This window comes from Roseibium sp. Sym1, from assembly GCF_027359675.1.
Taxonomy (GTDB): Bacteria; Pseudomonadota; Alphaproteobacteria; order Rhizobiales; family Stappiaceae; genus Roseibium.
Genome location: NZ_CP114786.1, coordinates 6540733 through 6566657 on the forward strand (window position 1 = coordinate 6540733; position 25925 = coordinate 6566657).

Sequence of the window (25925 nt, forward strand, 5' to 3'; positions counted from 1 at the left end):
TACGCCAATTTTGACATGGGTGATGTACGCAATACTACGCTTTCGAGGGATTACGTATCTCAAGGTTCGATCTTGGAGCATGTCTGCTCCGGATCAATCGTGGTTCGGATGCCCCAATACAATGCGAACAAGGTCTGCCGCGTTGCGGGCACCGAGTTTTTCCATGATGCGCGCCCGATGCACTTCGACCGTCCTGGGACTGATGCCGAGCGTGCGTCCTGCCTCCTTGTTGGAGGCACCGTCGGTGATTTCCTTCAGCACTTCAAGTTCACGCCTGGTCAGCAGGTCCGCACCCTGGAAAGAAGGCGCAGCCGCGTCGTCTTTGCGCTGCTTGGTGGCGGCGATGCTCTCGCGGACCCGTTCCAGAACCGTCTCGGCGGAAAAAGGCTTTTCCACGAAGTCGAATGCACCGTTGCGGATCGCCTCGACCGCCATCGGAATATCACCCTGCCCCGAAATGATGAAAATCGGCGCGGGGTAGTTCTCGGCATTGAGTGCCTTGAGGATCTCGATCCCGGAACGGCCCGGCATGTGCACATCGAGCATCACGCAGGCCGGTACGGACTTGAGCGCGGAATTCACGAAGGCATCGCCGTCGGAAAAGGTCTCGACGACAAAACCTTCCATGTTGAACAGAACCGACAGGGCGTCGCGAACCGCTGGATCGTCGTCAACAATGTAGATGGCCTCCGCGTCAGCTTTCATTTGTGTGCGTTCCCTGGTTTGTCGTCAGTTCCGATGGTGGCAAGCAATCCGCCCGGATCATCATCCTGCGGATCGAGCGGCAGGGTCAGCAGGAAGGAGGCACCGCTTTCGCCCTGCCCCGTTTCCAGGCGCAGATCGCCGCCATGATTTTGCGCAATCGAGCGCGAGATGGCCAAGCCGAGCCCGACGCCCTTGTGTTTGGCTCCCGTGAAGGCACGGAACAGGCCATCGACCAGTTCTTCCGGGACGCCCGGGCCGTTGTCGGTCACGCGAAATTCCAGCCTGTCCGCGTTGCGGCGGACCGACAGAACAACTTCGCGCCCCACCTTGTCCGCAACCGCTTCACGCGCATTGCGCAGAAGGTTGATGAGAATTTGCCGGATCTGTACCGGGTCCGCCTTCAGGGCCGGCAAGCCGGGTTCGATGTCGGCCTGCATGTAGGATGCGCCCTCGCCGCTCCCGAGCTCGGCCATTTCCAGGCACGTCCCGACCAGATCGGAAACCTCGATTGCCTGGCGTTCCGGAGCCTTTTTCTCCACGAGCTGGCGCATGCGCTGAATGATCTCGCCCGCCCGCTCGGCCTCGCGAACGGCCTTGTCGATCACCTCGAGTATCAGCGGGTCAAGCGACCCATCCGTCCTGGTCTTCCGGGACACCGACTGAAGATAGAGCAGGACCGCCGTCAACGGCTGGTTCAGCTCGTGTGCAATCGCAGCGCCCATTTCATCCAGGGCGCTGATTCGCGTCATGTGCAGTAGCTGCGCCTGGGTCTTGGCCAGCCGGTCTTCCATCTGCTTGCGGGACCGCAAGTCACGCAGAATGCCGATAAACTGCCGGCCGCAGGGTGTGGATGCCTCGCCGACCGACAGTTCGATCGGAAAGACCGTTCCGTCCTTGTGGCGCGCCAGGACCTCGCGGCCGATGCCGATGATCTTTCGCTGGCCCGTGTCGAGGTAATTCTGGACATAGTGGTCATGCGCGCGGGCATATTCTTCCGGCATGATCCTGCTGACATTGCGGCCCAGGAGGTCTGCCGCCTCATAGCCGAACAAGCGCTCGCAGGCCTTGTTGAAGGCCAGAACCTGCGCCCGGTCGTTGATCACAACCATGCCGTCCGCCGCCGTATCGAACACGCTGGCAAGCCGCGCTTCCGTTACCGCGGCATTTTCTTCATCTTGTTCAATAACGCCGTCGCGGACCATCCCGGCACCCAAATGGAAATCACTTCCAGTCAAGGTTTAAGGGGTTTCCCGTATACCAGCAACCCTGTGAAACCCTAAATTGCTGGCAACCAAGCGCTAATTCGACGCACCGCCTCCTCCAACTGGTCCTGGCTGCGGGCGTAGCACAGCCGCAAACAATGGCCGCCGCCGTCTCCGAAAGCTGTTCCCGGTGCCAGACCAACGCCGGTCTGGCGCACGAGGTCGAGCGCGAACTGACGTGTGTCGGTTACGCCGTCGATGGAAAAGAACAGGTAGAACGCCCCCTGTGGCGGCGCCACCCTGACACGGTTCAACGCCTTGAGCCCCTTGAGCACACAGTCCCGACCCGCCCGTGCTCTCGCCACCTGTTCGGTGAGAAACGCGCGGCCGTCGGTCAATGCCGCGACCGCGGCCCATTGAGAGAAGGACGGCACGCCCGACGTCGAATACTGGATCAGGTTTTCAAACACCTGCCCCAGCTCGGCCGGAGCCGATATCCAGCCCACACGCCAACCGGTCATGGCCCAGTTCTTGGACATGGAATTGACGAAAATGATCTGGTCGTCGTCGTCGGCAATGTCATAGAAGGAGGGGGACCGCTCCCCCTCGCCATAGTGGAACAGGGCATAGATCTCGTCGGCAATGATCCAGAGCTTGTGCCTGCGCGCCAGATCGAGGAACGCCTTCAACAGGCTTTCACCGGCAACCCAGCCCGTCGGGTTGCAGGGCGAGTTCAGGAAAAGGGCCGTCGTTCGCGGCGTGATCGCCGCCTCGATATCCTCGATGCGCAGTTCCCAGCCGTTGTCGTCTTCGTGCATCGGCACGGTAACCGCGCGAGCACCATGGATTTCGACTGCAGCCGTTATATTCGGCCAGGCCGGTGTCGGCACGATCACTTCGCTGCCGCTGCCACAGACGGCCTGAACCGCAAGCTGAATCGCCTGCATTCCGGACCCGGTCACGAAAAACCGGTCCGGAGAAAAGGAGCGCCCGTAAAGGTCCCGGTGATAGGCCGCAAGTGCCTCGCGCAGGGGCGGGATGCCCCGCTGGTAGGTGTAGAAGGTCTCCCCACGGTCGAGCGAGGCCTTGGCGGCATCGCGAATGAACTCCGGCGTCGGCAGATCGCCCTCGCCCGCCCAGAGGGGAATCAGGTCCTCGCGGCCCCACCCCGCATTGAACACCTCGACAATTCCGCTTTCCGGAGCGCCGCGTGCACCCGCGCTCAACCGGTCGATCAGGCTGGTCAAATCGATTTCCTTCCACGTTTCGTCAGCGCACATTAGCGGGTTTGCCGCGGGATGATTCATGAAAGGATGTGAAGGAAACTTCACCATCCGTGATCGGTTGCCTGCTTCGCGCTTCATGGATATTGAGCCTCGCCGCTGCCGGTCTCGTTCACAAGGCGAATAGACAGAACAACTTAGCTGTGTTCCGATCGGGCTTTGCAGCGGAACACAGCTCCGTGCAACAGTTTGAAGCGACCCGGCAAGAGGCGCGGCAAACACTTAACCGCTCGGGAGGACGGCAAGGCAGACCATGCTGCATGGATGGCTCGTGATATTGGCCGCGACGGCCTACATCCTGTGCTTGTTCGCCATTGCCAGCTATGGCGACCGCATGACTCGCCGCAAGGCGCCACGCTCGAGCGGCCGTCCGTTCATTTACGCACTGTCGCTTTCGGTCTACTGCACGTCCTGGACCTTTTTCGGCTCCGTCGGCAACGCCAGCCGCACGGGCATCGAATTCCTGACGATCTACATCGGTCCATTGCTCGTCTTTGCCCTCGGCTACCCGCTCCTGCAGCGGATCATCCGGATCTCGAAGACGGAGAGCATCACCTCGATTGCCGATTTCATCGGCGCCCGCTACGGCAAGAGCCAATCCGTGGCCGCACTTGCAACGCTGATCGCGGTGATCGGCGTCGTTCCCTATATCGCCCTGCAGCTCAAGGCCGTGTCGCTTTCCATCACCACGATGGTCGGTCCGCTGATCTCGCCCAGCGACATCTTCACCCCGGTCTTCGACGACATCACGCTGCTGATTGCGCTCGGTATGGCAATCTTCAGCTGGGCTTTCGGCACACGGCACATCGACGCCACCGAACACCAGGAAGGCCTGATGCTGGCGATTGCCACCGAAGCGGTGGTCAAGCTGCTGGCGTTCCTGGCGGTCGGCGTCTGGGTCACCTATTTCCTGTTCGACGGCCCCGTCGATCTCATCCGGGCAATATCCGAGGCACCAGAAGTCGCCGACCTGTTTGAAAGGCCTCTGAATATCGGCAACTGGCTGGTCATGTCGACCCTGTCCGCCTTCGCCGTACTGCTGCTGCCGCGCCAGTTTCACGTGACCGTCACGGAGAACAACTCCGACGCGGAACTGCGGCGCGCAACATGGATGTTTCCCGTCTACCTGGTGCTGATCAACCTGTTCGTCATCCCGATTGCCGCCGCCGGCCTGCTGCGCTTCGGACAGGACGTCAACCCGGACACATTCGTGCTCGCCCTGCCCATCGACGCGGGCCAGAGCTGGCTGGCGCTGTTTGCCTTTATCGGCGGATTGTCCGCAGCAACCGCCATGGTAATCGTGGCGACAGTCGCACTCGCCATCATGATCTCCAACGACATCGTCGTGCCGCTGATGCTCAGACGCCACAGCGAAGACGAGATCATCAACGCCACCGGTCAGGACATGAGCAACAGCCTGCTCACCATCCGGCGCCTGGCGATTTTCGGCATATTGCTGCTGGCCTATGCCTATTACAAGGCCGCGGGCAACACCGCCGCGCTCGTCTCGATCGGGCTGTTGTCCTTCGCGGCCATTGCGCAATTCGCCCCGGCCTTTGTCGGCGCCCTGTTCTGGCGGCGGGCAACGTCGCTTGGGGCGATCGCCGGCCTGAGCGGCGGTTTCCTGATCTGGGCCTATACGCTGCTGCTGCCGACCTTCGCCAAATCGGGACTGATCTCGGACGGGTTCCTTGAAACCGGCCCCTTCGGCTTCGGCATGCTGAAGCCCCAGGCGCTGCTCGGGATCGAGGCCGATCCCTTCATTCACGGCACCCTGTGGAGCCTTTTCGTCAATATCCTCCTGTTTGTCGGCGCGTCCTTCCTGAGGAAGCCGCTGCCGGCAGAGACCCTGCAGGCAAATGTCTTCGTGCCTGTGGAACTGGCTCCTTCGCCGAACCTGCGCTACTGGCGCACCTCCGTGACCGCCGGCGACCTGCAGGCAACGGTCGCCCGCTATCTCGGAGAAGAACGTACCGAGCGGTCTTTCCGCCGGTTCGCCAGCGAACGCGGCAAGGAACTGGATCCGAATATTCTGGCGGACGCCAACCTGCTGCGGTTCTCCGAACAGCTGCTGGCCAGCGCGATCGGCGCGGCCTCGTCCCGCCTGGTCCTGACCTTGATGCTGAAGCGGCACGACCCGTCCACCAAGGGCGCAGTCAAGCTGCTCGACGACGCCTCAATGGCGATCCAGTACAACCGGGACCTGCTGCAGACCGCGCTCGACCAGGTCCGTCAGGGCATCGCCGTCTTTGACCGGGACCTCAGGCTGATCTGCTGGAACCGCCAGTACCGCGACATGCTCGGATTGCCGGCGGAATACGGGCAGGTCGGCACTACCCTGGATGCGATCCTGCGCTACAATGCCGAACGGGGCGAACACGGCGCGGGTCCGGTTGAAAGCATCATCGCGGACCGCATCGAGAAACTGGTCCTCCTCCAGGAAACCTTTCAGGAAAAGCTGGAATCCAGCGGAACCGTTTTCGAAGTCCGCATCAGCCCCATGCCTGATGGCGGTATCGTGACCACCTACACCGACATCACGGAACGGGTGATGGCCGAAGAAGCGCTAGCCCGGGCGAACGAAACCCTGGAACGGCGGGTGCGGGAGCGGACCGAGGAACTGACCCATGTCAATGTACGGCTCGTGGAGGCCACACGTGCGGCCGAGGAAGCCAATATCGGCAAGACGCGTTTCCTGGCGGCCGCCGGCCACGACATTCTGCAGCCGCTGAACGCGGCACGCCTCTATGCCTCCGTCCTGGTCGACAAACTCAAGGAAGGTGACGACGGCGCGCTGGTGCGCAACGTGGAAATGGCACTGGAATCGGTGGAGGACATTCTCGGCGCCGTTCTCGACATCTCGCGGCTGGATACCGGGGCCCTGAAACCCGAGCCGACGGTGTTCCGCCTCGACGAACTCCTGAACGGACTGGCGCTCGACTTCCGGCCGGTCGCGGAAGAAAAGGGGCTGGAGCTCCGGATCGTGCCGACCTCGGTTTCCGTGCGCACGGACAGAAGGCTGCTTCGGCGCCTTTTGCAGAACCTTGTCTCCAATGCCCTGAAATACACGCAGCACGGCCGCGTCCTCGTCGGATGCCGCCAGCGCGGCAACCGTGTCCTCGTCGAGATCCACGACACGGGCATGGGCATCCCGAAAAGCAAGCAGAGAGCCATTTTCCAGGAATTTCACCGCCTGGATGACGGCATGCGCGTGGCCAAGGGGCTCGGCCTGGGCCTGTCCATCGTCGAGCGTATCAGCCACGTGCTGGACCATCCGGTGAAACTCCGGTCCGAGGCCAATCGCGGTTCCTGTTTCTCGGTCGAATTACCGCGGTCCGCGTCCATTCCCGACATTGTCCCGATGCAGCAACACTCGACCCCTGCCGGCCAACTGGACGGCCTCTGCGTCGTCGCCATCGACAACGAACCGGATATCCTGAGCGGCATGCGGCACCTGCTGACGAACTGGCACTGCAGGGTCGTGACCGCGCCCGATGACACGGAGGCGGCCATCGAGCTGAACAAGGCAGGGCTCACACCCGACGTTATCCTGGCCGACTATCATCTGGACAACGGCACCGGCATCGAGGCGATCGTCAAGCTGCGCTGGAAATTCGGACAGCAGATCCCGGCCATCCTGATCACGGCGGACAGAAGCCGCGCTGTTCGCACCGAGGCCAGCGAAAAGGACATCGCCTTTTTCAACAAACCGCTGAAACCGGCGGCTTTGCGCGCTCACCTTGCCCGTTGCCAGGCCGGCCAGGCCGCCGAATAAACCGGCTCAGGACCGATATTGCGCCTTCCTGCGCTTCCCGCCGCGGGCAAAACCTGTCGTACAAAGCTTCAGGAGGCAGAGCGCAGGTCAGCCGGGTTCTTCGGTGCGGTACTGGGTGAACGGTCTTCCCAGTCCTCTTTCCTGATCTGGGCGACCATCAGCGGATTGGGATGCGGCTTGCCAAAATAGTATCCCTGCATGGTGTCGCAGCCGAGCGTGCGCAGCGCATCGACCTGGAACTGGCGTTCCACCCCTTCCGCCGTCACTTCGAGACCGAGATTGTGCGCCAGTGCGATGATGGCGGAAATGATCGCGAGACCGTCGCTGCGTTCGCCGATCTCGTCCACGAAGGACTTGTCGATCTTGATCTTGTCGAACTTGTACTGTCTCAGATAGGACAGTGAGGAGTAGCCGGTTCCGAAATCGTCCAGGGCGATTGAAATGCCGAGGTCACGCAATTTCTGGAGCTTGGCGGCGGCGGAGCCAAAGTCCCGGAGAAACACGGATTCGGTGATTTCCAGGACCAGACGCTCCGGCGGGAAACCCGTTTCCTGCAAGACCGAACAAATGTGCTCGACCAGATTCGGGTCCATGAACTGCACCGGCGACAGGTTGACCGCGACGCTGTTCAGTTCCGGGCACCGGGCAGCGGCCGCGCAGGCCTTTCTCAGAACCCAGTTGCCGAGCGGCAGGATGAGACCCGCGTGTTCCGCGATCGGAATGAACGTGTCCGGCGGCACCTCCCCCCGGACAGGGTGCAGCCAACGCACCAGAACCTCGCTGGAAACCACCTTGCCGGACCTGGCCTCCACGATCGGCTGAAAATCGACATTGAGCTTTTCGTACTCGAAGGCTTCTCGCAGGTCGGCCTCAAGCTCTCGGCGCTCACGCACCTCGCGTTCCATTTCATGTTCAAAGGCAAGAGCGCGGCCCCGGCCCCCCTCCTTGGCCTTGTAGAGCGCGATATCCGCCTTGCGCATCAGATCATCGAGCGTGTCGCGGCTGTCGCGGAAGCGGGTAAAACCGACCGTCGCGCCGATGGCGAAATCGCGCCGGAAAATTCGGAACGGTTTCCGGGTCACGTTGACCAGTTCGTCCGCAAAGGCATAGGCCGTCTCGTCATCGTCGAATTGACCGAGCGCTGCGAACTCGTCACCGCCGAACCGTGCGAGAATGGTCTTGTCCTCGCTCAAGGACATGAACCGGCTCGCAACCTGACGCAGCAGTTCGTCGCCGGCCGGGTGACCGCTGGTGTCATTGACAACCTTGAAATTGTCCAGATCGATGAGGAACAGCGTCAGCGTATTGTCGCCGAATTGGTGCTGTCGCTCCAGGAGCGCCTCGGCCTCCTTGAGGAACCAGCTGCGATTGCCGATCCCGGTGAGGGAGTCATGTTCCGCCAGATGCGACACCAGCGCGCTGGCACGCCGTGCCTCGGTGACGTCGGAGGCGACACCGCGGTACCCCGTGAAGGAACCATGATCGTCGTACATCGGACGGGCCGCCAGCGACCACCAGCGTTCCTCGCCATTCACGTCGACACCGATCACGACATCACGAAAGGCGTTCTGCGTTTTCATGGCGTCTTCGAGGACCGCCACCGCGGAACGGGCGTCATCTTCCTCCAGCGTGTAGGCGAGGTCGACCATGCGCATGGTTTCCAGTACCGGCCGGGACTTGCCGCTGGCGTTCAGGAACCGGTCGGAAACATTGCGCAAGCCGCCACGGCTGTTTGTCTCCCAGATCCAGTCGCTGGCCTTTTCCTCAAATTCATTGAGGAGCAGCGCAATCAGTTCACCCCGTTGTTCCAGCTCGGCTTCCGCCAGGAAATGCGAGGAGAACAGCCAGCCCGCGGAGGCCACGCTGCCGATCACCACCAGCGTGTAGCTGGTCAACAGCAGCAGCAATGGCCACAAGTCCGTGGTTTGCCCGATGGCAAGTGACACAAGGGCCGACAGGTAAAGAATCCCGACCCAGCGGAAGGCTGCCTGAGGCACGGTCGCAAGCGTGAAACCACCACCGCAAAGCATGCCCGTGGTGACGCAGGATGCCATCCAGATACCGTCCGGATCCCCGTACGCAAACGCAGTTATCGGAACGACCGCCCAGAGGCCGCTGAACACGGTCGCGTGCAAGACCGCCTTTTTCAACGACCTGCGGGACGCGAGGTCGACCGGCGACCTGTTTGCCTTGATCCATCTCAGCGTCGTGTAAGCCAGAAAGGCGACGACCGAGACCACCCAAAGCGTCAGAAATCCGATCGGGACAAAGTCCCGGAAGGCCAGCGTGATGACCAGCGTGTTGATGATATTTGCAAAGACAATGAGGGGCGTCAGCCTGGCAATGCTGGAAATCTGTGCAGCCCGCACCCGCCGAGCCAGCAATTCGTCAACAACCGGGTGCCCGAACGCCAGCAGGAATGCCTGAGCCGGGTCGGACGCCTTTGTGCCGGCCTGTTCCGCAGGCCGAAAACGGCTCGCAGCCTGGAACGTCTGTCCCGGCTTCAGAAAGGCCATACAAATCGTCTGAAGGACCAGGTTCCAGTTGGAGCTGAGCCGCATTTTGTCTCCGCAATTGGGTCTCGACCGTGCGCGGCACAGCCCCGCGGAACCTACCGTTACAGCTATTCCCTGAAATTCCGGTAAAAACGCACCCCCGGATTCGGCGGTACTTGCAACTCTTTCAGCAACGTGTGGATGCGGCAGGGCATTTTCTCACGCGTTGCCTGCACCGGTTCCATCTCTGGAACCGGAGACCGCGTGACGAAGTCGTGCGGCTACTGTGCGCTTGCGGCTTCGGTGGCTTCGCCGCCCAGCTGCCATTGACCCGCCTCGATCTTCGAAGCGGCGATGACCGCCTGGGTCCGGCTTTCGACACCCAGCTTTTGCAGGATCGCGGAAACATGTGCCTTGACGGTCGCTTCGGACACGGACAACTCGTACGCAATCTGCTTGTTCAAAAGCCCTTCCGACAACATCATCAGAACGCGGACCTGCTGTGGCGTCAGGGTGGAAAGCCGCTGGACGAGGTCGCCGCTGCCATCATCCGCGGCCAGATCCACATCCGGCGGTGTCCACATGTTGCCCGACATGACCTCGGATATGGCTTCGCGGATCACCTCGATCCCGTGCGACTTCGGAATGAAGCCGGAGGCGCCAAATTCAACCGCCCGCCGGATCGCCTGCGGATCCTCGTTGGCCGAGACGACAACCACCGGCACGCCCGCATATTGCGCGCGCAAATACATGAGCCCGGAGAAGCCGCGCATCCCGGGCATAGACAGATCCAGCAGGATCAGGTCCACGTCGCCATCCTGTTCCAGCCGGTTGGTCACGTCCTCCAGGGCACCCGCCTCCTCGATCGCGGCATCCGGAAACTGGGTTTCCAGCGTTTGGCGCAGGGCGCCCCGAAACAGGGGGTGATCATCCGCGATTATGAACCGATACGTTGTCGCCGACACGTTGCTATTCCTCCCTCACCGGCCTTGAATGTGCAAATTGCCCCCGATTTGGCGCTCGCCCATTCCTCCCGGCGCGCGCTCAGGTCAATTGACTTCAAGGCAGTGACACTTTGTTGCGGCCTTTTGGAAGTATGTTTGCAACACCGGTTACGCGCAAGTCAAACCATGCTTTTGACCTACGCTGGCATTTCTGCGGAGGCTCCCAACACATTCGATGTGCAATCGGGCCCGTGGAAACCCCTCAAAATTGCAGCGCCTCCCTTGGAGCAACCCAGGATCTGCAGCGCAGCCGTCCTGCCTGAAAAATAATCTTCAAACATCACGGCATCGTCGGATAGGCTCCTTGATCACAGTCCACGTTTCATGTTTCTCATCACCACAAAGACAGCAACAAATGAGCTGCCCGAGAACAACAGATAATCAAAATCACTGAGTGTGCGAACCCTATCATGACTCTTCAGGCGACCCTGTTTTCGTTTGTCAATCGCTGGGAATGCGATGAGAACGACCACCTAAACGTCCAATTCTACTTCAGCCGTTTCGACGAGGCTGACCGCCAATTCCGATTGCTTTGCGGACTGAACGAAACCCTCGTGGGCGCTCGCAGGGTCCGTCATGTCCGGTTTCATTCCGAGTTGCGAACAGGCGACCTGATCACCGTGCATTCGAGCATTGCCTTTGACGGTCCGCACATGCTGACCGTCATCCACGAGTTGCGCGACGGCGCCACCGGTGAGCTCGCGGCAACAGCCCTGGACGGCTACGAACCGAACGCCAACTCGGTCAAACCCCTGAGGCAGCGGTTCAAGGACTACCAGACATCGATGATTGCGGAGGCCGGCCCGAAGGGAATTCCGGCGGGTCCCGCGAACGCGAGGACCACCCTGTCCGGACTGGAGGCCAAGGGAGCCAGGATCATCTATCGCGGCACGGTTCTGCCGCGGGACCTCGGGATCGACGGCAAGGCCGACGACCGCTACGCCCTGTCCTGCTGCACCGACGGTGTCGCCCATGTCTGGCAACGCACGCCGATGAGCCATGGCTACCTGACCGAAAACGGCTACGGCCGGGTTGCCGTGGAAATGAAACTCACCTGGGCAACGCCGCTGAAATCGGGTGACATGATGCTCGTCATCTCCGGTTTCACCGGTGTTGGCGCCAAGACATTCTCCATGCGCCATCATCTGTTTGAAAGCAGAACCAGCCGGCTCGTTGCCACGCTGGATGTCGTTGCCCTGACGATGGATCTTGCCAAACGGAGCGCGGTCGAATTGCCACCCGAAGCCCATCAGGCCATCAACAAGATGCTGATCGACTAGGCTGCAGTGACAATTTGGGGGCAGCCTGGAATTAGATTGTTTCCTGAGCGTACGGCTCAGTTCCCGTCGCTCTCGAAGTCCTTCTGGAGATCGCGGACCATGCCGAAGAAACGCCGCATCGCGCTTTCGGTGAAGGTCAGGACCTTTTCAAGTTCTTCGTCTTCCTCGCTCAAAGGCGCGGAACCATCCTTCTTGTCCGGGCCTTTTTCCGGGCGGTCCAGCGCTGCTCCCGGCGGCAATTGGCGATCCGTTTCCTCAACCCCGGTTTCAAGTTCCGCCAGGCGGGCTGACAGCCGGTCGACCTCGCCGGCAAGCTCACCGATTTCGGCGAGATAGGCTTCCTCCGCAAGCGGAACCGGATTGCAGCGCCAGGCACCGTTCTGCTCGAGGCAGATGGAAACCGTGCCGTTCTGGCGATCGATTCTCAGGATGTCCCCGTCGACGGCAACGAGGGAAAACCGTCCGGGCTGTCCGTCCGTCGCAGCTTCGGCATCTTCGGGCGCAATCTTGTCCTGTGCGGCGGCGGTGCTCAGCATGGCCGCGGTCAAACCAGCGGCAACAAGCGCGAACAGGGGGGTGCGGATCGTCATGGAGCCTCTCCGGTGCCGGCATGTGCCGACTGTTCGTGTTTCTACAATGGGTGCCATGATTCCGTGGCCAAAGCACGGCCAATCGCGGTTTTTTCGCCATTCAATCCCGACCGCCGCTAACCAGACCGCGCCGGCAGCATCCTTTCGAGCGTCTCCAGGCGATCGGCTTCAGCCGCCGGCTTGTCCCATCTCAGACGTGAAATTCGCGGAAAGCGCATGGCAACACCGGACTTGTGGCGGCCGGACCGGTTGAGCCCCTCGAAGGCGACTTCCAGAACGAGCCCGGTTTCGCTGCCATAGGCGACCTCGCGAACGGGACCGAACCGGTTGGTGGTGTTGTTACGGACGAACCGGTCAATCTGCCGCAGCTCCTCGTCGGTGAAACCGAAATAGGCCTTGCCGACCGGCACCAGTTCCGGACCGTCGTCGCCATCCTTCCAGACACCGAACGTGTAGTCCGAATAGAAGGAAGAGCGTTTGCCGTGGCCGCGTTGCGCATACATCAGCACGGCATCGATCAGGTGCGGCTCCTTCTTCCACTTGTACCAGAGCCCCTTGGGCCGGCCGGTGACATAGGGCGCGTCCCATCTTTTCAGCATCAGACCCTCGACAGCCTCGGCATCGTCCTGCGTCAAGTGAGCGTGCGGATTGGCCCGTGCAGCGGCGAAGCCTTCCCAGCCCTCGACCGTCACCATCGGCGACAGGTCGATCCGCCGGTCCGGCAGCCCGGCAACAAATGTTTCCAGCTTCCTGCGGCGCTCGGAAAACGGCAGACCGCGCAGGTCTTCTTTCCCGAGGCTGAGCAGGTCGTAGACGCGGATGGCAGCCGGATAGTCGCGCATCAGCTTCGGTCCGGCGGTCTTGCGGTTGAGTCTTTTCTGAAGATCGGAAAACGGCCGCACCCTGCCATCGGAGACCACCAGCAGCTCGCCATCGATGCAGGCCTCGAAGTCGAGCAACTCGACCACATCCGGAAAGGCTCTGGAAATGTCCTCGCCCGTTCGGCTGTAAAGGCGCCGGATCTCCTGACCGCTTTCCAGCCGCCCTGCCGCGGCCTGGATGCGGATCCCGTCCCATTTCCATTCCACCGCAAACCTTGCCGCCTCCAACTGGCCGGGGTCCTTTTCCTCGTCGAGCGGATGCGCCAGCATAACCGGCCGGAACGGTGCCGGATCACGTGTTTCCGGCCGGCCACTGCGCCCCTCTGCCCAGGCGAACAGGTCAAGATAGGGAAGCTGAAGGCCGTGCCAGACCTCCTCGACATCAGCCACGTCCAGGGAACCGAACCTGGCGACGGCCGTCTTTGCAAGCCGGGCGGACACACCGACCCGCATTCCGCCGGTGACGAGTTTCAACAAGGCCCAGCGGCCCGTCTCGTCAAGCGCATCCATCCAGTCCGACAAGAGACGGGGCACCTGGGTCTTTCCCGCATTTTCGAGATTTTCGACAACCTCGGACAAGTGCGGCGGCGCGGACCGGGCCGGAAAGCGTTCCGTTCGCGGCCACATCAGCGCAATGGTTTCAGAAAGGTCGCCGACAAAATCATAGGACAGCGCAAACAACCGCGGATCGGTCCGCTCGCCGATCAGGGCTCTCAGCAGCGCGGGCTTGGCATGTTTGAAACTCAGCCCCCCGGTAAGCGCCGCCAGGGCATATCCGCGCTCCGGATCCGGTATCTCCCGGAAATAGCGCACCAGCAACGCCTCCTTGGCGAGGCGCCGGGGCTCAAGCGAGAGCCTGTCAAGCAATCGGGCGAAGGCATGCATGGTCACGATCCAACCGGGAAAAACGGTTCAGGACAAGTCCTTCCCGGTTAGATGACACTCAAGGTCCGGTGATCAAGACCGCACCTGTCAGGCCGCAACAGCATTGCTGCCTTCCGCTTGCAGAAACTGGAGACCGGCAACGTTGTCGCGCACCCATTTCACTTCCATGGGGTACCGCCTGCCCGAGACATCTTCATAGGCGACCTGCATGCCTTCCCGGGCCCCGTGGAAGGCGCTGACGCCGATGCCGCCTTCCGAGCTGTTCATGAGCCGGGTCCGGATTTCTTCGCCCGACCCCGTGACCAGTTTCACATTCTGGCCCAGCTCCTGTTTGCGGCTGGCGCGGCGGCGCTCCTCGACGTCTTGGGTCATTTCCTCAAGGAAGCCCTCGATGCCGTGCGCCATTTGATCCGCAACCTGCCTGACCTCACCCGCGATACGGTCGACGGATTCCGCTTCGCCTGCCGTGGACCGGATTGCCTTGTCCACAGCTTCGGCACTGTTGACGGCATTGCCTGTTTCGCTCGCCGCCATGGTGATGCTCTGCGAGATCTCCTGGGTCGCCACGCTCTGTTCTCCAACGGCGGCCGTAATTGCACCGGTCACCTCGCTGATCTGACCGATCGCGCCGGAAATGAGACGGATCGACTCCACCGCCTCGTTGGTTAGGCCCTGAACGGAGGAAATCTGGCTGGAAATCTCCTCGGTCGCCCTGGCGGTCTGCGTCGACAGCTCCTTGACTTCAGCTGCGACAACCGCAAAGCCCTTGCCGGACTCCCCGGCCCGCGCCGCCTCGATGGTTGCATTCAAGGCCAGAAGGTTGGTCTGTTCCGCGATCGCGCGGATCATCTCGACCACCGTACCGATCTTATCGACGGCGTCGGCAAGGCTGGAAACATTCGCGTCCGTGCGTTTTGCAACATCCGTCGCTTCCTCGGTAACGCTCGAGGCCCTTTCCGACTGGCTCATGATTTCCTGGATGGCAGCCGACATCTCTTCCGCCGCCGCCGCAACCGTCTGGACATTGTTTGAAGACGATGTCGAGGCATCCCTTGCCTGAGTGGCGGCACCGGAAGCGTCCTGCGCAATCGTCCGCACCCGTGACGCGATCTCCGTCATCTCGCCGGTTTTCCGGTCCACATCGCTGCTCACGGTTGCCATCAGCTTTTCGAATTTCGCAATCAGGCCTTCGACATGGTTCTGGCGCATGCGCTCGCGGTCGCGCTCCTTGACGGCTTCCGATTCCAGGGTCGCCCTCACCCTCGCGTTTTCCTGAAAGATCTCCCCCGCCCGGGCAAGGTCGCCGATGGCGTCCTTGCGCTCGTCGAAAGGCATCTTGAAGTCGATGTCGCCTTCAGAAATCCGCACGAGGTTTTCACGCAAGCGGCTCAGCAGGCCGTTGATGCCGCGCAGTTGCCAGATGCAAATACCGAGGGTGACCACGACAACCACGATGGTTTGCAGCAGAACAAAGTTGAAATGCGACGATGCCGAAACGGCGAGCGCCTGCGCCCTCATCCTGGCGGACTGGAGCATTTCCAGCGACGAGTCCCGGATGAGGTTCAGGCGGTCTGTTGCCTTGCCGAACCACACGGACCCCTCAATGCCCTGGCCGTCTTTCGTTTCGGGTAGTGTCCGCAGCACCTTGCGCCAGTCCATGACCTGGTCAACCGATGCCCCGGCGACCATGCTGTTGAACGAAGCCGCCTGTTCAGGCGTCGCGACCCTTTTGAAGTTGTTCAGGAAAGCCGTCTCGACAGCAAGCCGGTCGTAATAGGCAAGGAAGCGGTCGGACGGCACTTCGCCCGTATTCCCGACAATTGCAAACAACTGACCGCCGATTGCCCGTTCCAGACCGCCGGCTTCAATGGCTTCCGTCAGCGCGAGAAACGGTGTCATCTGTTCCGCATACGCATTGTCGGAATTTGCCTGGGCGGCGCTTTGTATCAGCGTGATCAGATCGCGGACCTTGCCCGAATAGAACGCCAGATTTCCCGCTCCCTTGACCGACTTGGCATCAATACGGGAGCGGTGCGCAGCAATATCGTCAAGGCCGGCAGCAGTCGACCGGACCTTGTCGAGCAGCTGTTTGTTGCTGATGTCGAACGCGGTAACCTCGGCACGCATGTCGGCCAGCGCGGCATCGGTCTCCTGCCGCTGCTTGGCGAGCAGGCTTTTCGGCTTCTCCGCGTAGCCCGAAGCCAGCATGACGGCCGTTCGGCCCCGTTCCTTCTGAAGTTCATGCAGGGCCGCCTCGGCGCGCTCGGCGATATTCGTGATCGGAACGGTTTCCGATGCCAGACGGCTTTGCATACCGGCCTCGTAAAGGGCGACAAAACTCGTGATCGCGTAGGCCAGCAACGGAACAATTGCCAAAAGTGCAATTTGCGCGCGAATCGATTTCAGCATGGAGATCCCCCAAACTTCAGAAGTTTGGCGATTGAACGCGGCGTCCGGTTAACATTTTCCATAACCAGAAGATGAAATAATAGGCACTTGATTACCCTTGGTAGAAGAAACAGGATATCCCCGTCACAGCTCGAAAACGGATTGGTAAATGTACCTATCGGGCTGGGAACTTCGCGATTTTTGCGGGATGGACGCGGGGGGTATTTGCCTGTATAAGCCCCGGCCATCCAAGGGCATGTGTGGTATTTGCCCGATCCGGTAGACTGCTGACTGGCATGCAGATGATCCGGAGCAGTTGAAAGATCTCTATGACCGAATTGACTTCCGTCGCCCCGGCCCTCAAGGCCGCGCTGGCGAAACGGGGCTATGAAAGCCTCACACCCGTCCAGGAAAGTGTCCTCACCGATGCGCCGCCCGAGGCGGACCTGCTGGTGTCCGCCCAGACAGGTTCCGGCAAGACCGTGGCCTTCGGCCTGGCGCTCGCACCGACCCTGCTCGGCGAAGACGACCAACTCGGCCAGGCGGCCGCGCCCGTGGCTCTTGCCATCGCCCCGACCCGTGAACTTGCCCTGCAGGTCAAGGAAGAGCTGACCTGGCTATACGCCGATGCCGGCGCCGTCACCACGTCCTGCGTTGGCGGCATGGACCCCCGCACCGAACGGCGCGCGCTTGAGCGCGGCGCGCATATCGTGGTCGGCACGCCCGGCCGCCTGCGCGACCACATCGAACGCGGTGCGCTGGATCTGTCGGAACTGAAGGCCGTCGTCCTCGACGAAGCGGACGAAATGCTCGACATGGGCTTCCGGGAAGACCTGGAATTCATCCTGGATGCAGCGCCGTCCAGCCGGCGCACCCTGATGTTCTCCGCCACCGTGCCCCGTCCGATCGCCGAACTGGCCAAACGCTTCCAGAAGGATGCCGTGCGCCTGTCGACCATCAATGCCCGCGAGCAGCATGTCGACATCGACTATGTGGCCCACCCGGTCGCCCCGAACGAGCGTGAAAACGCCCTGATCAACGTGCTGCGTCTGCATGATGCGGAAAAGGCGATCGTGTTCTGCTCGACCCGCGAAGCCGTCAGCCGGCTGACGTCGCGCCTGGCCAACCGCGGTTTTTCCATCGTCTCGCTCTCCGGCGAACTCAGCCAGGAACAGCGCTCCAACGCCCTGGCCGCGATGAAGGACGGCCGGGCCCGGGTTTGCGTCGCCACCGACGTTGCCGCCCGGGGCATCGACCTGCCGAACCTGGATCTTGTCATTCACGCCGACCTGCCGACCGGCAAGGCCGCGCTGCTGCACCGCTCCGGCCGGACCGGCCGCGCCGGGCGCAAGGGGACGTGCGTGCTGATGGTGCCGTTCCCGCGCCGCCGCCAGGCCGAGCGTGTCCTGCATTTCGCAGGCATCACCGCGACCTGGAAAGGCGCGCCGACCTCCGACGACATCCGTGCCAAGGACAAGGAAAGGCTTCTGGCCGATCCGGCCCTGACCGTGGAACTCGAGGAAGAAGAACGCGCGATCGCCCTGGAACTGCTGTCCCTGCACAGCCCGGAACAGCTCGCCGCCGCCTTCGTCAAGCTGCGCCAGTCGCGTCTGCCGGCACCGGAAGAGGTCTCCGATCTCGACGAGAGTTCGCTTCGCGGCCGCGACGCCGGCTCGAAGGGCGGACGCAGCGCCGAAATCACCGGCAAGTTCGAGGACGGCATCTGGTTCTCGCTGTCGCTCGGCCACCGTCAGCGCGCCGAACCGCGCTGGATCCTGCCGATGATCTGCCGTGCCGGGCATGTCACCAAGAAGGAAGTCGGCGCGATCAAGATCTTCCAGAACGAGCTCTATTTCGAGATCGCCGGCAGCCATGGCCAGCGCTTCAACGAAGTCATCAAGCGCGACGGCACCGGCGAGGACAATGTCACCATCACGCTGCTCGACGCACGCGGCGGCAAGGTGCCGTCCCCACCGAAGGAAAGCGGTTTCCGCCGCGACCGCTCGGGTCCGCCGCCCAAGCGCCGTCCGCGCGGCGGCGATGCTCCGGACTATGAAAGCATGGGCCGCGAAGACAGCCTGAAACCCGACCGGCCGAAACGTGGCCACAAGGACAGGTTCGATGGTCCGCGCGGCAAGAAGCGCCGCCACGGCGACGACGATGCCACCCCGCATCACCCCGCCTACGAGCCGCTCGACATGAAGGCGCTGGCACGGGATCTCGACGGCAACGACCGTCCGCCCCGCAAGGCCCGGCACGACGAAGCGGGCGACGGCGAGCGCCGCAAGCCGCGCAGCCGGGCGGGCGCGAAGCCCGCGCCCGGCAAGAAGAAGGCGGTGAAGAAAAACAAGCCGTCACGCTCCGAACGCAAGGCGGCCAAAGCCAAGTCCTGAATAGCAAAGCCGGCAGCGAAATCTGCCGGCTTTGTCTTGTGAGCGAGCACGGCTGGCCAATACCGGTTTAAGCCCCGGCCCGGGTGGCCTATTCGTTGACGATGCCGGCAATCATCCAGTCTGCCCCGTCCTGGATCAGCTGATAATGGCAGGTGAATTCGAACACCGCCTCACCGTCCGAACTTTCCTGCGTCCAGTCCAGGGTGACCAGCGCGGTGGATCCACTGACGTGGCTGGAGGCGACGTGAAAATCGGAATGGCTGACGCCTTCCTTTTCCAGCGCCTTCAAGAGGGCCTCGATGTTTTCGATCAGCTCCTCGTCGTCATTGAAGACATGGCCCTTTTCGTGCTGCCAGATAATCGTCGGCAGCGCAAAGCAGTCGCAGATCCGGTCGATGTCGTAATCGTTGAAGCCGGCCTGGTAGTCATCAAAGAGCTGCGCGATCGCTTCTTCCGCGTCGCCATTGGCGCTGGCTCCGGCGCCATTGGCCGAGCCGTTACCGGCCCTTTCAAATCCACCGTCGTCCGCCATGACTGCCTCCCCAAATGACCTTGCCACCGTCTGAAAGCCGCCGGGCTGGTCAGCCGCTGGCAACCATCCCGGAATCGGCTTCCTCGCCGTCGTCATAGCCTATCATATTGAGCGGGCGGGCCTTTCGTCCATTCAATTCGCACCAGTGGACAAGGGCCTCTTCGGCTCCGTGTGTGACCCAGATCTGTTCGGCCCCGGTTTCCAGGATCGTGCGGCACAGATCGTCCCAGTCGGCGTGGTCGGAGAGGATCAGCGGCAGTTCCGCGCCCCGCTGGCGCGCCCGGGCGCGCACCCGCATCCAGCCGGACGACATGGCGGTGACCGGATCGCCGAAACGCCGGGCCCAGCGGTCGGCGAGCTGGCCGGGCGGGCAGAGCACGATTTCCCCGGCCAGCTCCCTGCCGCGTTTTCCGACCGGTTCGACCGGCCCGAGCGTGATCCCCTGGCTTTCGTAATAGGCCGTCAGCTTTTCCAGGGCGCCATGCAAATAGATGGTTTTCGTGTAACCCGCCGCCCTGAGTTCTCCGATCACCCGCTGTGCCTTGCCGAGCGCATAGGCGCCGACCAGATGGGTCTGTTCCGGGAACAGCTCAAGCGAGGAAAGCAACTTGGCGATCTCATCCGAGGCCAGCGGGTGGCGAAACACCGGCAGGCCGAATGTCGCCTCGGTCACGAAGGTGTCGCAGGGGACCAACTCGAAGGGCGCGCAGGTCGGATCCGCCTGGCGCTTGTAATCACCGGAGACGACCGTGCGCTGTCCCGTAGCGTTGAGCAGGACCTGGGCGGAGCCAAGCACATGGCCGGCCGGATGCAGTGACACCTCGACACCGCCGAGCGTGAGCCTTTCGCCATAGCCGATTTCCTGTGCCTGACCGCAGAAATCTTCGCCGTAACGGATCGCCATGATGTCGAGTGTCTGCCGGGTCGCCAGCACGGCGCCGTGTCCGGCCCGGGCATGGTCGGCATGGCCATGCGTGATGATGGCCTTGTCGACCGGCCGCACCGGGTCGATATGGGCATCGGCCTCCGGCGCATAGAGGCCTTCGGGCGTCAGGGTGAGGAGCTCGGACATTCTCTTACAGATAAGACAATTGACGGGAACTGCCATGGGCTCGCGGGGTCAACCCGCGCGCCCACCAGCCAATGTCTGCGGGCATTTGGCTACTGGCAATAACTGTATTTGACTGTGCACCCTCTCGCGCCGTTGTTGGAGCACCTGCCCATGGCGAAATTGATCGCCGCCTGTTCACTGTCGCCCGCACCGATGCCGTTGCTGTTGGGTGATACCGCCAGCGCATGGCATCTTGCCTGTGTGGTGTCGGCGATCCGGCACTGCGCGTTGCCGCAATACTGCATGGCATACTGCTCAGCTCCTCCTTTGGTCGGCGCCGCGCCGTGGCCGAAGGCACCACCGGGCGCAAGCGCGAATGCCATCCATCCGCGGCCCTGAGCCACCTGCGTTCCCGATCGCGGGGCAGCCGCCTGAGCCCGGCAGGCCTGGAATGTTCCGGCGAGCTGCTGGCCGTTGGAGCACATGATGCCGCCCCACTGGAAACCGCGCTGACCGGTATCCGTCGCAACTTCGAACCAGTCATATCCGTCCATCCGGACGCCGGAATTGGCCAGGATCGTGATCCATGTGCCTTCCGAAAGACTGCCGGTTTGCGGAAAGCTCATGCCCGGCCCGGCACGCAGTTTGCCTCCGAGCGACTGGCCCTGCGCATTCAGGTGCGCACCGCCACCACTGGATTTGATGCCCACATCGGCCGTTGCCAGCTGGCAGGGATGGGATACGTCTCCGAGCCACAGCCTGGACTTGGTGTCGGGTTCGAAGGAAATCTCCTCTGCGTCATTGAAATACCCCCCGCGCCCATCGGGAACCAGCGAGGTGTTTCCGTTGATATCCTCCAGGACGGCGCGCCCTTCTTCAGGGATTGTCTGCACGAAGACAAACTGGTTCCCGAGATTGCACCGGTAAGACAGGCTTTCCGATGCATTGGCAGCGCTGCCGGCAAACAAGATGGCTGCGGTCAGCAGCCCGGCAAAAGCAATCGATTTCAAGTAAACCTCCATCGGTATTTATCACCGCAGAATTGACTATGGGGAACCTGAACACAAGCTGAACATATGACGATGCGCCCCCTCGCCTTTTGCCGCCATTCTGCCTAAAACAAGACCATGGACGCCGCATTGCTTCCCAACCGATTCCAGAGCTGGTTTGCCGCGCGGGGCTGGGCGCCGCGGCCGCATCAGCTGCAGCTGATCGATCATCTTTCGGCGGGGCACTCGACGCTGCTGATCGCCCCGACCGGCGCCGGCAAGACGCTGGCCGGGTTCCTGCCGAGCCTGGTCGAGCTGGAGGCACGCGGCAAGCGCAAGCCGGGCGCGGCCGGAAGCGGCATTCACACGCTCTACATCTCGCCCCTGAAGGCGCTCGCCGTCGACATTGCCCGCAACCTGGAAGCCCCGGTCTGCGAAATGGGCCTGCCGGTGAAGCTCGAAACCCGCACCGGCGACACGCCCTCGCACAAGCGCCAGCGGCAGAAACTCAACCCGCCGGATATCCTGCTGACCACGCCGGAACAGATCGCCCTGCTCCTGTCCGACCCGGCCTCCGCGCGGCTGTTCGCCTCGCTGAAGACCGTCATCCTGGACGAGCTGCACGCACTGGTCACCTCCAAGCGCGGCGATCTTCTGGCGCTCGGCCTCGCCCGGCTGCGCCGTCTGGCACCGGGGCTCAGGACCATAGGACTGTCGGCGACCGTCGCCGAACCGGATGACCTGAGGGCCTATCTGGTCGACCAGCCGGAACCGGAGGCACGCGCTCTTTCCCATGTGGTCGAGGTTTCCGGGGGCGCCCAGCCGGACATTTCGATCCTCGACAGCGAGGAACGCGTGCCCTGGTCCGGCCATTCCTCGCGCTATGCCGTCCGCGACATCTATGAACTGATCAAGAAGCACAATGTCTCCCTGCTGTTCGTCAACACGCGCAGCCAGGCGGAAATGGTGTTCCAGGAACTCTGGCGCATCAACGACGACACGCTGCCGATCGCGCTCCATCACGGTTCGCTCGATGTCGGCCAGAGGCGCAAGGTGGAGGCGGCCATGGCTTCCGGAACCCTGCGGGCGGTGGTCGCGACGTCCTCGCTCGACATGGGCATCGACTGGGGCGACATCGACCTTGTCATCAATATCGGCGCTCCCAAAGGGGCCAGCCGTCTGGCACAGCGCATCGGCCGCGCCAATCACCGCATGGACGAACCGTCCAAGGCAATCCTGATCCCCTCCAACCGCTTCGAGGTACTGGAATGCCAGGCGGCTCTGGCGGCCTCGAAACGGGGCATCCAGGACACGCCGCCGCTGCGCCAGGGTGCCCTCGACGTCCTGGCCCAGCACCTGCTCGGCCTCGCCTGCGCCGATCCGCTCGATGCGCTGGCGACCTTCGAAGAGATCCGCTCGTCGGAGACCTACCGGCACCTGGACTGGGAGACGTTCGAGAAGGTGCTCGATTTTGTCGCCACCGGCGGCTACGCCCTGAAGAGCTACGATCAATACGCCAAGCTCCGGAAAGGCAAGGACGGGCTCTGGCGCATTTCCCATCCGAAGATCGCTCAGCAATACAGGCTGAATGTCGGCACCATCGTCGAGGCGCCGATGCTGAAAGTGCGGCTGGTGCGCTCCAAGGCCGACGGGCGGCGCACGCCGGTCGGCCGCGGCGGCCGGGTGCTCGGCGAGATGGAGGAATATTTCCTGGAACAGATGGCGCCGGGCGACACGTTCCTCTTCGGCGGCGAAGTGGTGCGCTTCGAGGGCCTGCGCGAAAACGAGGCCTATGTCTCGCGCACCAGGTCCGACAACCCGATGATCCCGTCCTATATGGGCGGCAAGTTTCCGCTCTCCACCTATCTCGCAGAGGGTGTCAGGACGATGCTGGCAACGCCATCCTCCTGGAAAGCCCTGCCGGACCAGGTCAGCGACTGGCTGGAAATCCAGCGGGACAAATCGGTCCTGCCGGCGAAGGACGGCCTCCTGGTGGAAACCTTCCCGCGCGCCAACAAGCATTACATGGTCTGCTACCCGTTCGAGGGCCGTCTGGCGCACCAGACCCTCGGCATGCTGCTGACCAAGCGGCTGGAACGGCTCGGCGCCCGCCCCCTCGGCTTCGTCGCCAATGACTATGCGCTGTCGGTCTGGGGACTTGGCGACCTGTCGCTCTTGTTCGCGTCCGGCAAGATCCCGCTCGACCAGCTCTTCGAAGAGGACATTCTCGGTGACGACCTGGACGCCTGGCTCGCCGAATCCAGCCTCATGAAACGCACCTTCCGCAATTGTGCGGTGATTGCCGGTCTGATCGAACGCCGCCACCCGGGGCAGGAAAAGACGGGCCGCCAGGTCACCGTGTCCTCCGATCTCATCTATGACGTGTTGCGGGCCCATGAACCGGACCACATCCTGCTCAAGGCCACCTGGAACGATGCCGCCGAAGGACTTCTGGATATCTCCCGCCTGGGCGAACTTCTTGCCAGAATTCGCGGACGAATCACGCATACTGGTCTTCCACATGTCTCTCCCCTCGCCGTGCCCATTCTCCTGGAAATCGGGAAGGAACCGGTCTACGGGGAAGCCATCGACACGCTGCTGGCGGATGCGGCGGAAGAACTGATCCTGGAGGCCATGGAATGAGTGCCCTGACATCCCATTTGCGCAAATATGCTGCTGCGCCGGTATGTCATGACATTCAGATCAACGGACAGCTGGTCGGCCTGCATGACAGCGGCGTCCTGTGGTGGCCGGACGAGTCCATCCTCGTGGTCGCCGACCTGCACCTTGAAAAGGGGTCCAGCTTTGCCCGGCGCGGCATCATGCTGCCGCCCTATGACACCGGTGCAACGCTGGAAAAGCTGGCCGGCGTGATCGACGCCTTCGATCCGGCCTGTGTCATCTGCCTCGGCGACAGCTTCCACGATGCCGACGGGTCCGACCGTCTTCCCCCGACCTACCGGGCCATGCTGACAACGCTGCAGCTCGGCCGCGAATGGATCTGGGTGACGGGCAACCACGACCCGGTCGCACCGGTGCGCCTGTGCGGTGTCACCGTCGATGAAGTCAAGATCGGCCCCCTTACCTTCCGCCACGAGCCGGTCGAAAAGGTCGGGGCCCCGGCGGCCATCGGCGAGGTCTGCGGCCATCTGCACCCGGCGGCGCGCGTGCGCCGCTTCGGCCGGTCGATCCGGCGGGCCTGTTTCGTCACCGACAACACCCGTCTTGTCCTGCCCGCCTTCGGTGCGCTCACCGGCGGGCTCAACGTCACCAACGAGGCCTACAGCATGATCTTCCGCCGGCGCCAGTTCTCGGTGTTCATGCTCGGCAACGACCGGCTGTTTCCGTTCACGGCCAGCCGGCTGGTCGGCGACTGACCCGCGCACACCAACGTTTCTTGTGCAATCCGGCGCGACTGGCTATGCCTTTGCCATGTCGATTGCCCCGTCTCCTCCCAGTCCCTTGACCCTTCGCGAAACAGCGTCACCCGAAGTCGAACGGCTGTTGTCAGTCGTGCGCGATCTCGCCACATCGGAGGGCGTCACACCGACCCCGCTTGCCAATGTCTGGGTGATGAGGATCGGCAACAACGTGCCCTATCACCGGGGCCGCAACAGCGGGCTGTCGGTCGCGGTGGCGGTCTCGGGCCGCAAGATCGTCACGCTGGACGGCAGGACAGTTGTCAATGACAGCGGCCAGGTCATCGCCATGCATGGCGACACGGCCTACGAGGCGGTCGTCCGGGCAAGCCCTGCCGAGCCCTACATCGCCCTGAAGCTGCAGCTGCCACCGGACCTCGTCGCCGGGACCCTGGTCCGTTTCGCGGAAACCGGGCAGGAACCGCCTTCGGCCGAGAACAGCAGCCTGCTCTCCAGCCAACCGCTGGATAATGCCCTTGCGGGCCCCCTGTTGCGGTTGCTGGAGTGCTTCAGGGAGCCGGCGGATTGCCACATGCTGGCACCGCTGCATCTGAAGGAAATCTGCTACCGCATCCTCCGCTCGCCCGCCTTCGGTGTCCTGAGATCGCTGGTGTCCGGGGCGGATGCGCGGCTGGTCAAGGCCCTGCACTACATCGAGACCCACGCGGACCGCGCCGATCTCACCGTCGCGGAGATCGCTTCTGAAGTCGCCATGAGCCCGTCGCGCTTTGCCCACGGCTTCACCGCGCTCTACGGACAATCGCCGATGCAGTATCGCAAGCAGGTCCGGCTGGAGCGTGCCCGGCGCTATCTGCTCTCGGCCGGGTCCAGTGTTGCCGTGGCCGCGGAACAGGCCGGTTATGCCAGCCAGTCGCATTTCACGCGCGACTTCAAGTCTCTCTTCGGGCTGGCCCCGCGCCAGTACGCAAACGCGATGAGATCCGCACGCCTTGCTTCCGCCTGAGGGCGAACCGGCAGGATCGGGCAGGTCTTCGGCAGGATCGGATCTGTTCCTGTTCAATGGATGGCCGTATCCCTTCGCGGGTCATGTAC

Annotated in this window: 17 protein-coding genes; 6 read left to right on the top strand and 11 right to left on the bottom strand. The window is 62.5% G+C overall.

What is annotated here, in order from left to right; all coding sequences use genetic code 11:
* Positions 1 to 93: 93 nt before the first annotated feature.
* Genes O6760_RS30035 through O6760_RS30045 form a run of 3 tightly spaced genes read right to left on the bottom strand, consistent with a single transcriptional unit; the run spans position 94 to position 3154 of the window.
* Positions 94 to 705 (bottom strand): response regulator transcription factor, encoded by a 612-nt coding sequence (locus tag O6760_RS30035; RefSeq protein WP_269583325.1) that lies wholly within the window; start codon positions 703 to 705, stop codon positions 94 to 96.
* Entirely contained in the window at positions 702 to 1940 is a 1239-nt protein-coding gene (locus O6760_RS30040) for a two-component system sensor histidine kinase NtrB (protein WP_269583326.1), read from the bottom strand. Before O6760_RS30040 ends, O6760_RS30035 begins: the two co-directional genes overlap by 4 nt.
* A gap of 41 nt (positions 1941 to 1981) precedes the next feature.
* A complete protein-coding gene (locus O6760_RS30045; RefSeq protein WP_269583327.1) occupies positions 1982 to 3154 on the bottom strand; it encodes a pyridoxal phosphate-dependent aminotransferase in 1173 nt (390 codons plus the stop codon).
* A gap of 289 nt (positions 3155 to 3443) precedes the next feature.
* Between O6760_RS30045 and O6760_RS30050 the strand changes: the two genes are divergently transcribed.
* Positions 3444 to 6965 carry a PAS domain-containing hybrid sensor histidine kinase/response regulator gene (locus tag O6760_RS30050; protein WP_269583328.1) on the top strand — a complete coding sequence of 1174 codons (3522 nt, stop codon included), beginning with the start codon at positions 3444 to 3446 and terminating at the stop codon, positions 6963 to 6965.
* A gap of 68 nt (positions 6966 to 7033) precedes the next feature.
* Here O6760_RS30050 and O6760_RS30055 read toward each other — a convergent pair whose 3' ends face one another.
* Together O6760_RS30055 and O6760_RS30060 are read right to left on the bottom strand one after the other, a co-directional pair.
* Positions 7034 to 9526, bottom strand: coding sequence for a putative bifunctional diguanylate cyclase/phosphodiesterase (locus O6760_RS30055; protein WP_269583329.1), 2493 nt, complete (start codon positions 9524 to 9526; stop codon positions 7034 to 7036).
* Positions 9527 to 9741: 215 nt separating this feature from the next.
* Positions 9742 to 10425, bottom strand: coding sequence for a response regulator transcription factor (locus O6760_RS30060; protein ID WP_269583330.1), 684 nt, complete (start codon positions 10423 to 10425; stop codon positions 9742 to 9744).
* A 449-nt stretch (positions 10426 to 10874) separates the two neighbouring features.
* On the opposite strand from O6760_RS30060, the gene O6760_RS30065 reads away from it, so the two are divergent.
* Positions 10875 to 11744, top strand: a complete 870-nt coding sequence (locus O6760_RS30065; RefSeq protein ID WP_269583331.1) for an acyl-CoA thioesterase — start codon at positions 10875 to 10877, stop codon at positions 11742 to 11744.
* A 56-nt stretch (positions 11745 to 11800) separates the two neighbouring features.
* On the opposite strand, the gene O6760_RS30070 is transcribed toward O6760_RS30065, so the two are convergent.
* The 3 genes from O6760_RS30070 to O6760_RS30080 all read right to left on the bottom strand — a co-directional run bounded on the left by O6760_RS30070 (position 11801) and on the right by O6760_RS30080 (position 16509).
* Positions 11801 to 12334 (bottom strand): hypothetical protein, encoded by a 534-nt coding sequence (locus O6760_RS30070; protein WP_269583332.1) that lies wholly within the window; start codon positions 12332 to 12334, stop codon positions 11801 to 11803.
* A 116-nt stretch (positions 12335 to 12450) separates the two neighbouring features.
* The gene (locus tag O6760_RS30075; RefSeq protein WP_269583333.1) at positions 12451 to 14100 is read right to left on the bottom strand and encodes a cisplatin damage response ATP-dependent DNA ligase; all 1650 of its coding nucleotides are present in this window, start codon (positions 14098 to 14100) and stop codon (positions 12451 to 12453) included.
* Between the two features lie 87 nt (positions 14101 to 14187).
* Entirely contained in the window at positions 14188 to 16509 is a 2322-nt protein-coding gene (locus O6760_RS30080; protein ID WP_269583334.1) for a methyl-accepting chemotaxis protein, read from the bottom strand.
* 308 nt (positions 16510 to 16817) lie between these two features.
* Here O6760_RS30080 and O6760_RS30085 point away from each other — a divergent pair, with 308 nt between their 5' ends.
* Entirely contained in the window at positions 16818 to 18881 is a 2064-nt protein-coding gene (locus O6760_RS30085; RefSeq protein ID WP_269583335.1) for a DEAD/DEAH box helicase, read from the top strand.
* Between the two features lie 88 nt (positions 18882 to 18969).
* On the opposite strand, the gene O6760_RS30090 is transcribed toward O6760_RS30085, so the two are convergent.
* The 3 genes from O6760_RS30090 to O6760_RS30100 form a co-directional block, all read right to left on the bottom strand.
* Complete coding sequence (locus tag O6760_RS30090; protein WP_269583336.1) at positions 18970 to 19413, bottom strand: DUF4440 domain-containing protein; 444 nt, start codon at positions 19411 to 19413, stop codon at positions 18970 to 18972.
* A gap of 49 nt (positions 19414 to 19462) precedes the next feature.
* Positions 19463 to 20485, bottom strand: a complete 1023-nt coding sequence (locus O6760_RS30095) for a ligase-associated DNA damage response exonuclease (protein WP_269583337.1) — start codon at positions 20483 to 20485, stop codon at positions 19463 to 19465.
* A gap of 89 nt (positions 20486 to 20574) precedes the next feature.
* Positions 20575 to 21474, bottom strand: coding sequence for a DUF4189 domain-containing protein (locus O6760_RS30100; RefSeq protein WP_269583338.1), 900 nt, complete (start codon positions 21472 to 21474; stop codon positions 20575 to 20577).
* Between the two features lie 117 nt (positions 21475 to 21591).
* Between O6760_RS30100 and O6760_RS30105 the strand changes: the two genes are divergently transcribed.
* Genes O6760_RS30105 through O6760_RS30115 form a run of 3 tightly spaced genes read left to right on the top strand, consistent with a single transcriptional unit; the run spans position 21592 to position 25836 of the window.
* On the top strand, positions 21592 to 24096 hold the full coding sequence (locus O6760_RS30105; protein WP_269583339.1) for a ligase-associated DNA damage response DEXH box helicase: 2505 nt from the start codon (positions 21592 to 21594) through the stop codon (positions 24094 to 24096).
* Positions 24093 to 24830: a ligase-associated DNA damage response endonuclease PdeM gene (gene pdeM / locus O6760_RS30110; RefSeq protein WP_269583340.1), complete on the top strand. Its 738-nt coding sequence runs from the start codon at positions 24093 to 24095 to the stop codon at positions 24828 to 24830. The genes O6760_RS30105 and pdeM overlap by 4 nt, the downstream gene beginning before the upstream one ends.
* 55 nt (positions 24831 to 24885) lie before the next feature.
* Positions 24886 to 25836, top strand: a complete 951-nt coding sequence (locus O6760_RS30115; RefSeq protein ID WP_269583341.1) for a helix-turn-helix transcriptional regulator — start codon at positions 24886 to 24888, stop codon at positions 25834 to 25836.
* Positions 25837 to 25925 lie beyond the last annotated feature (89 nt).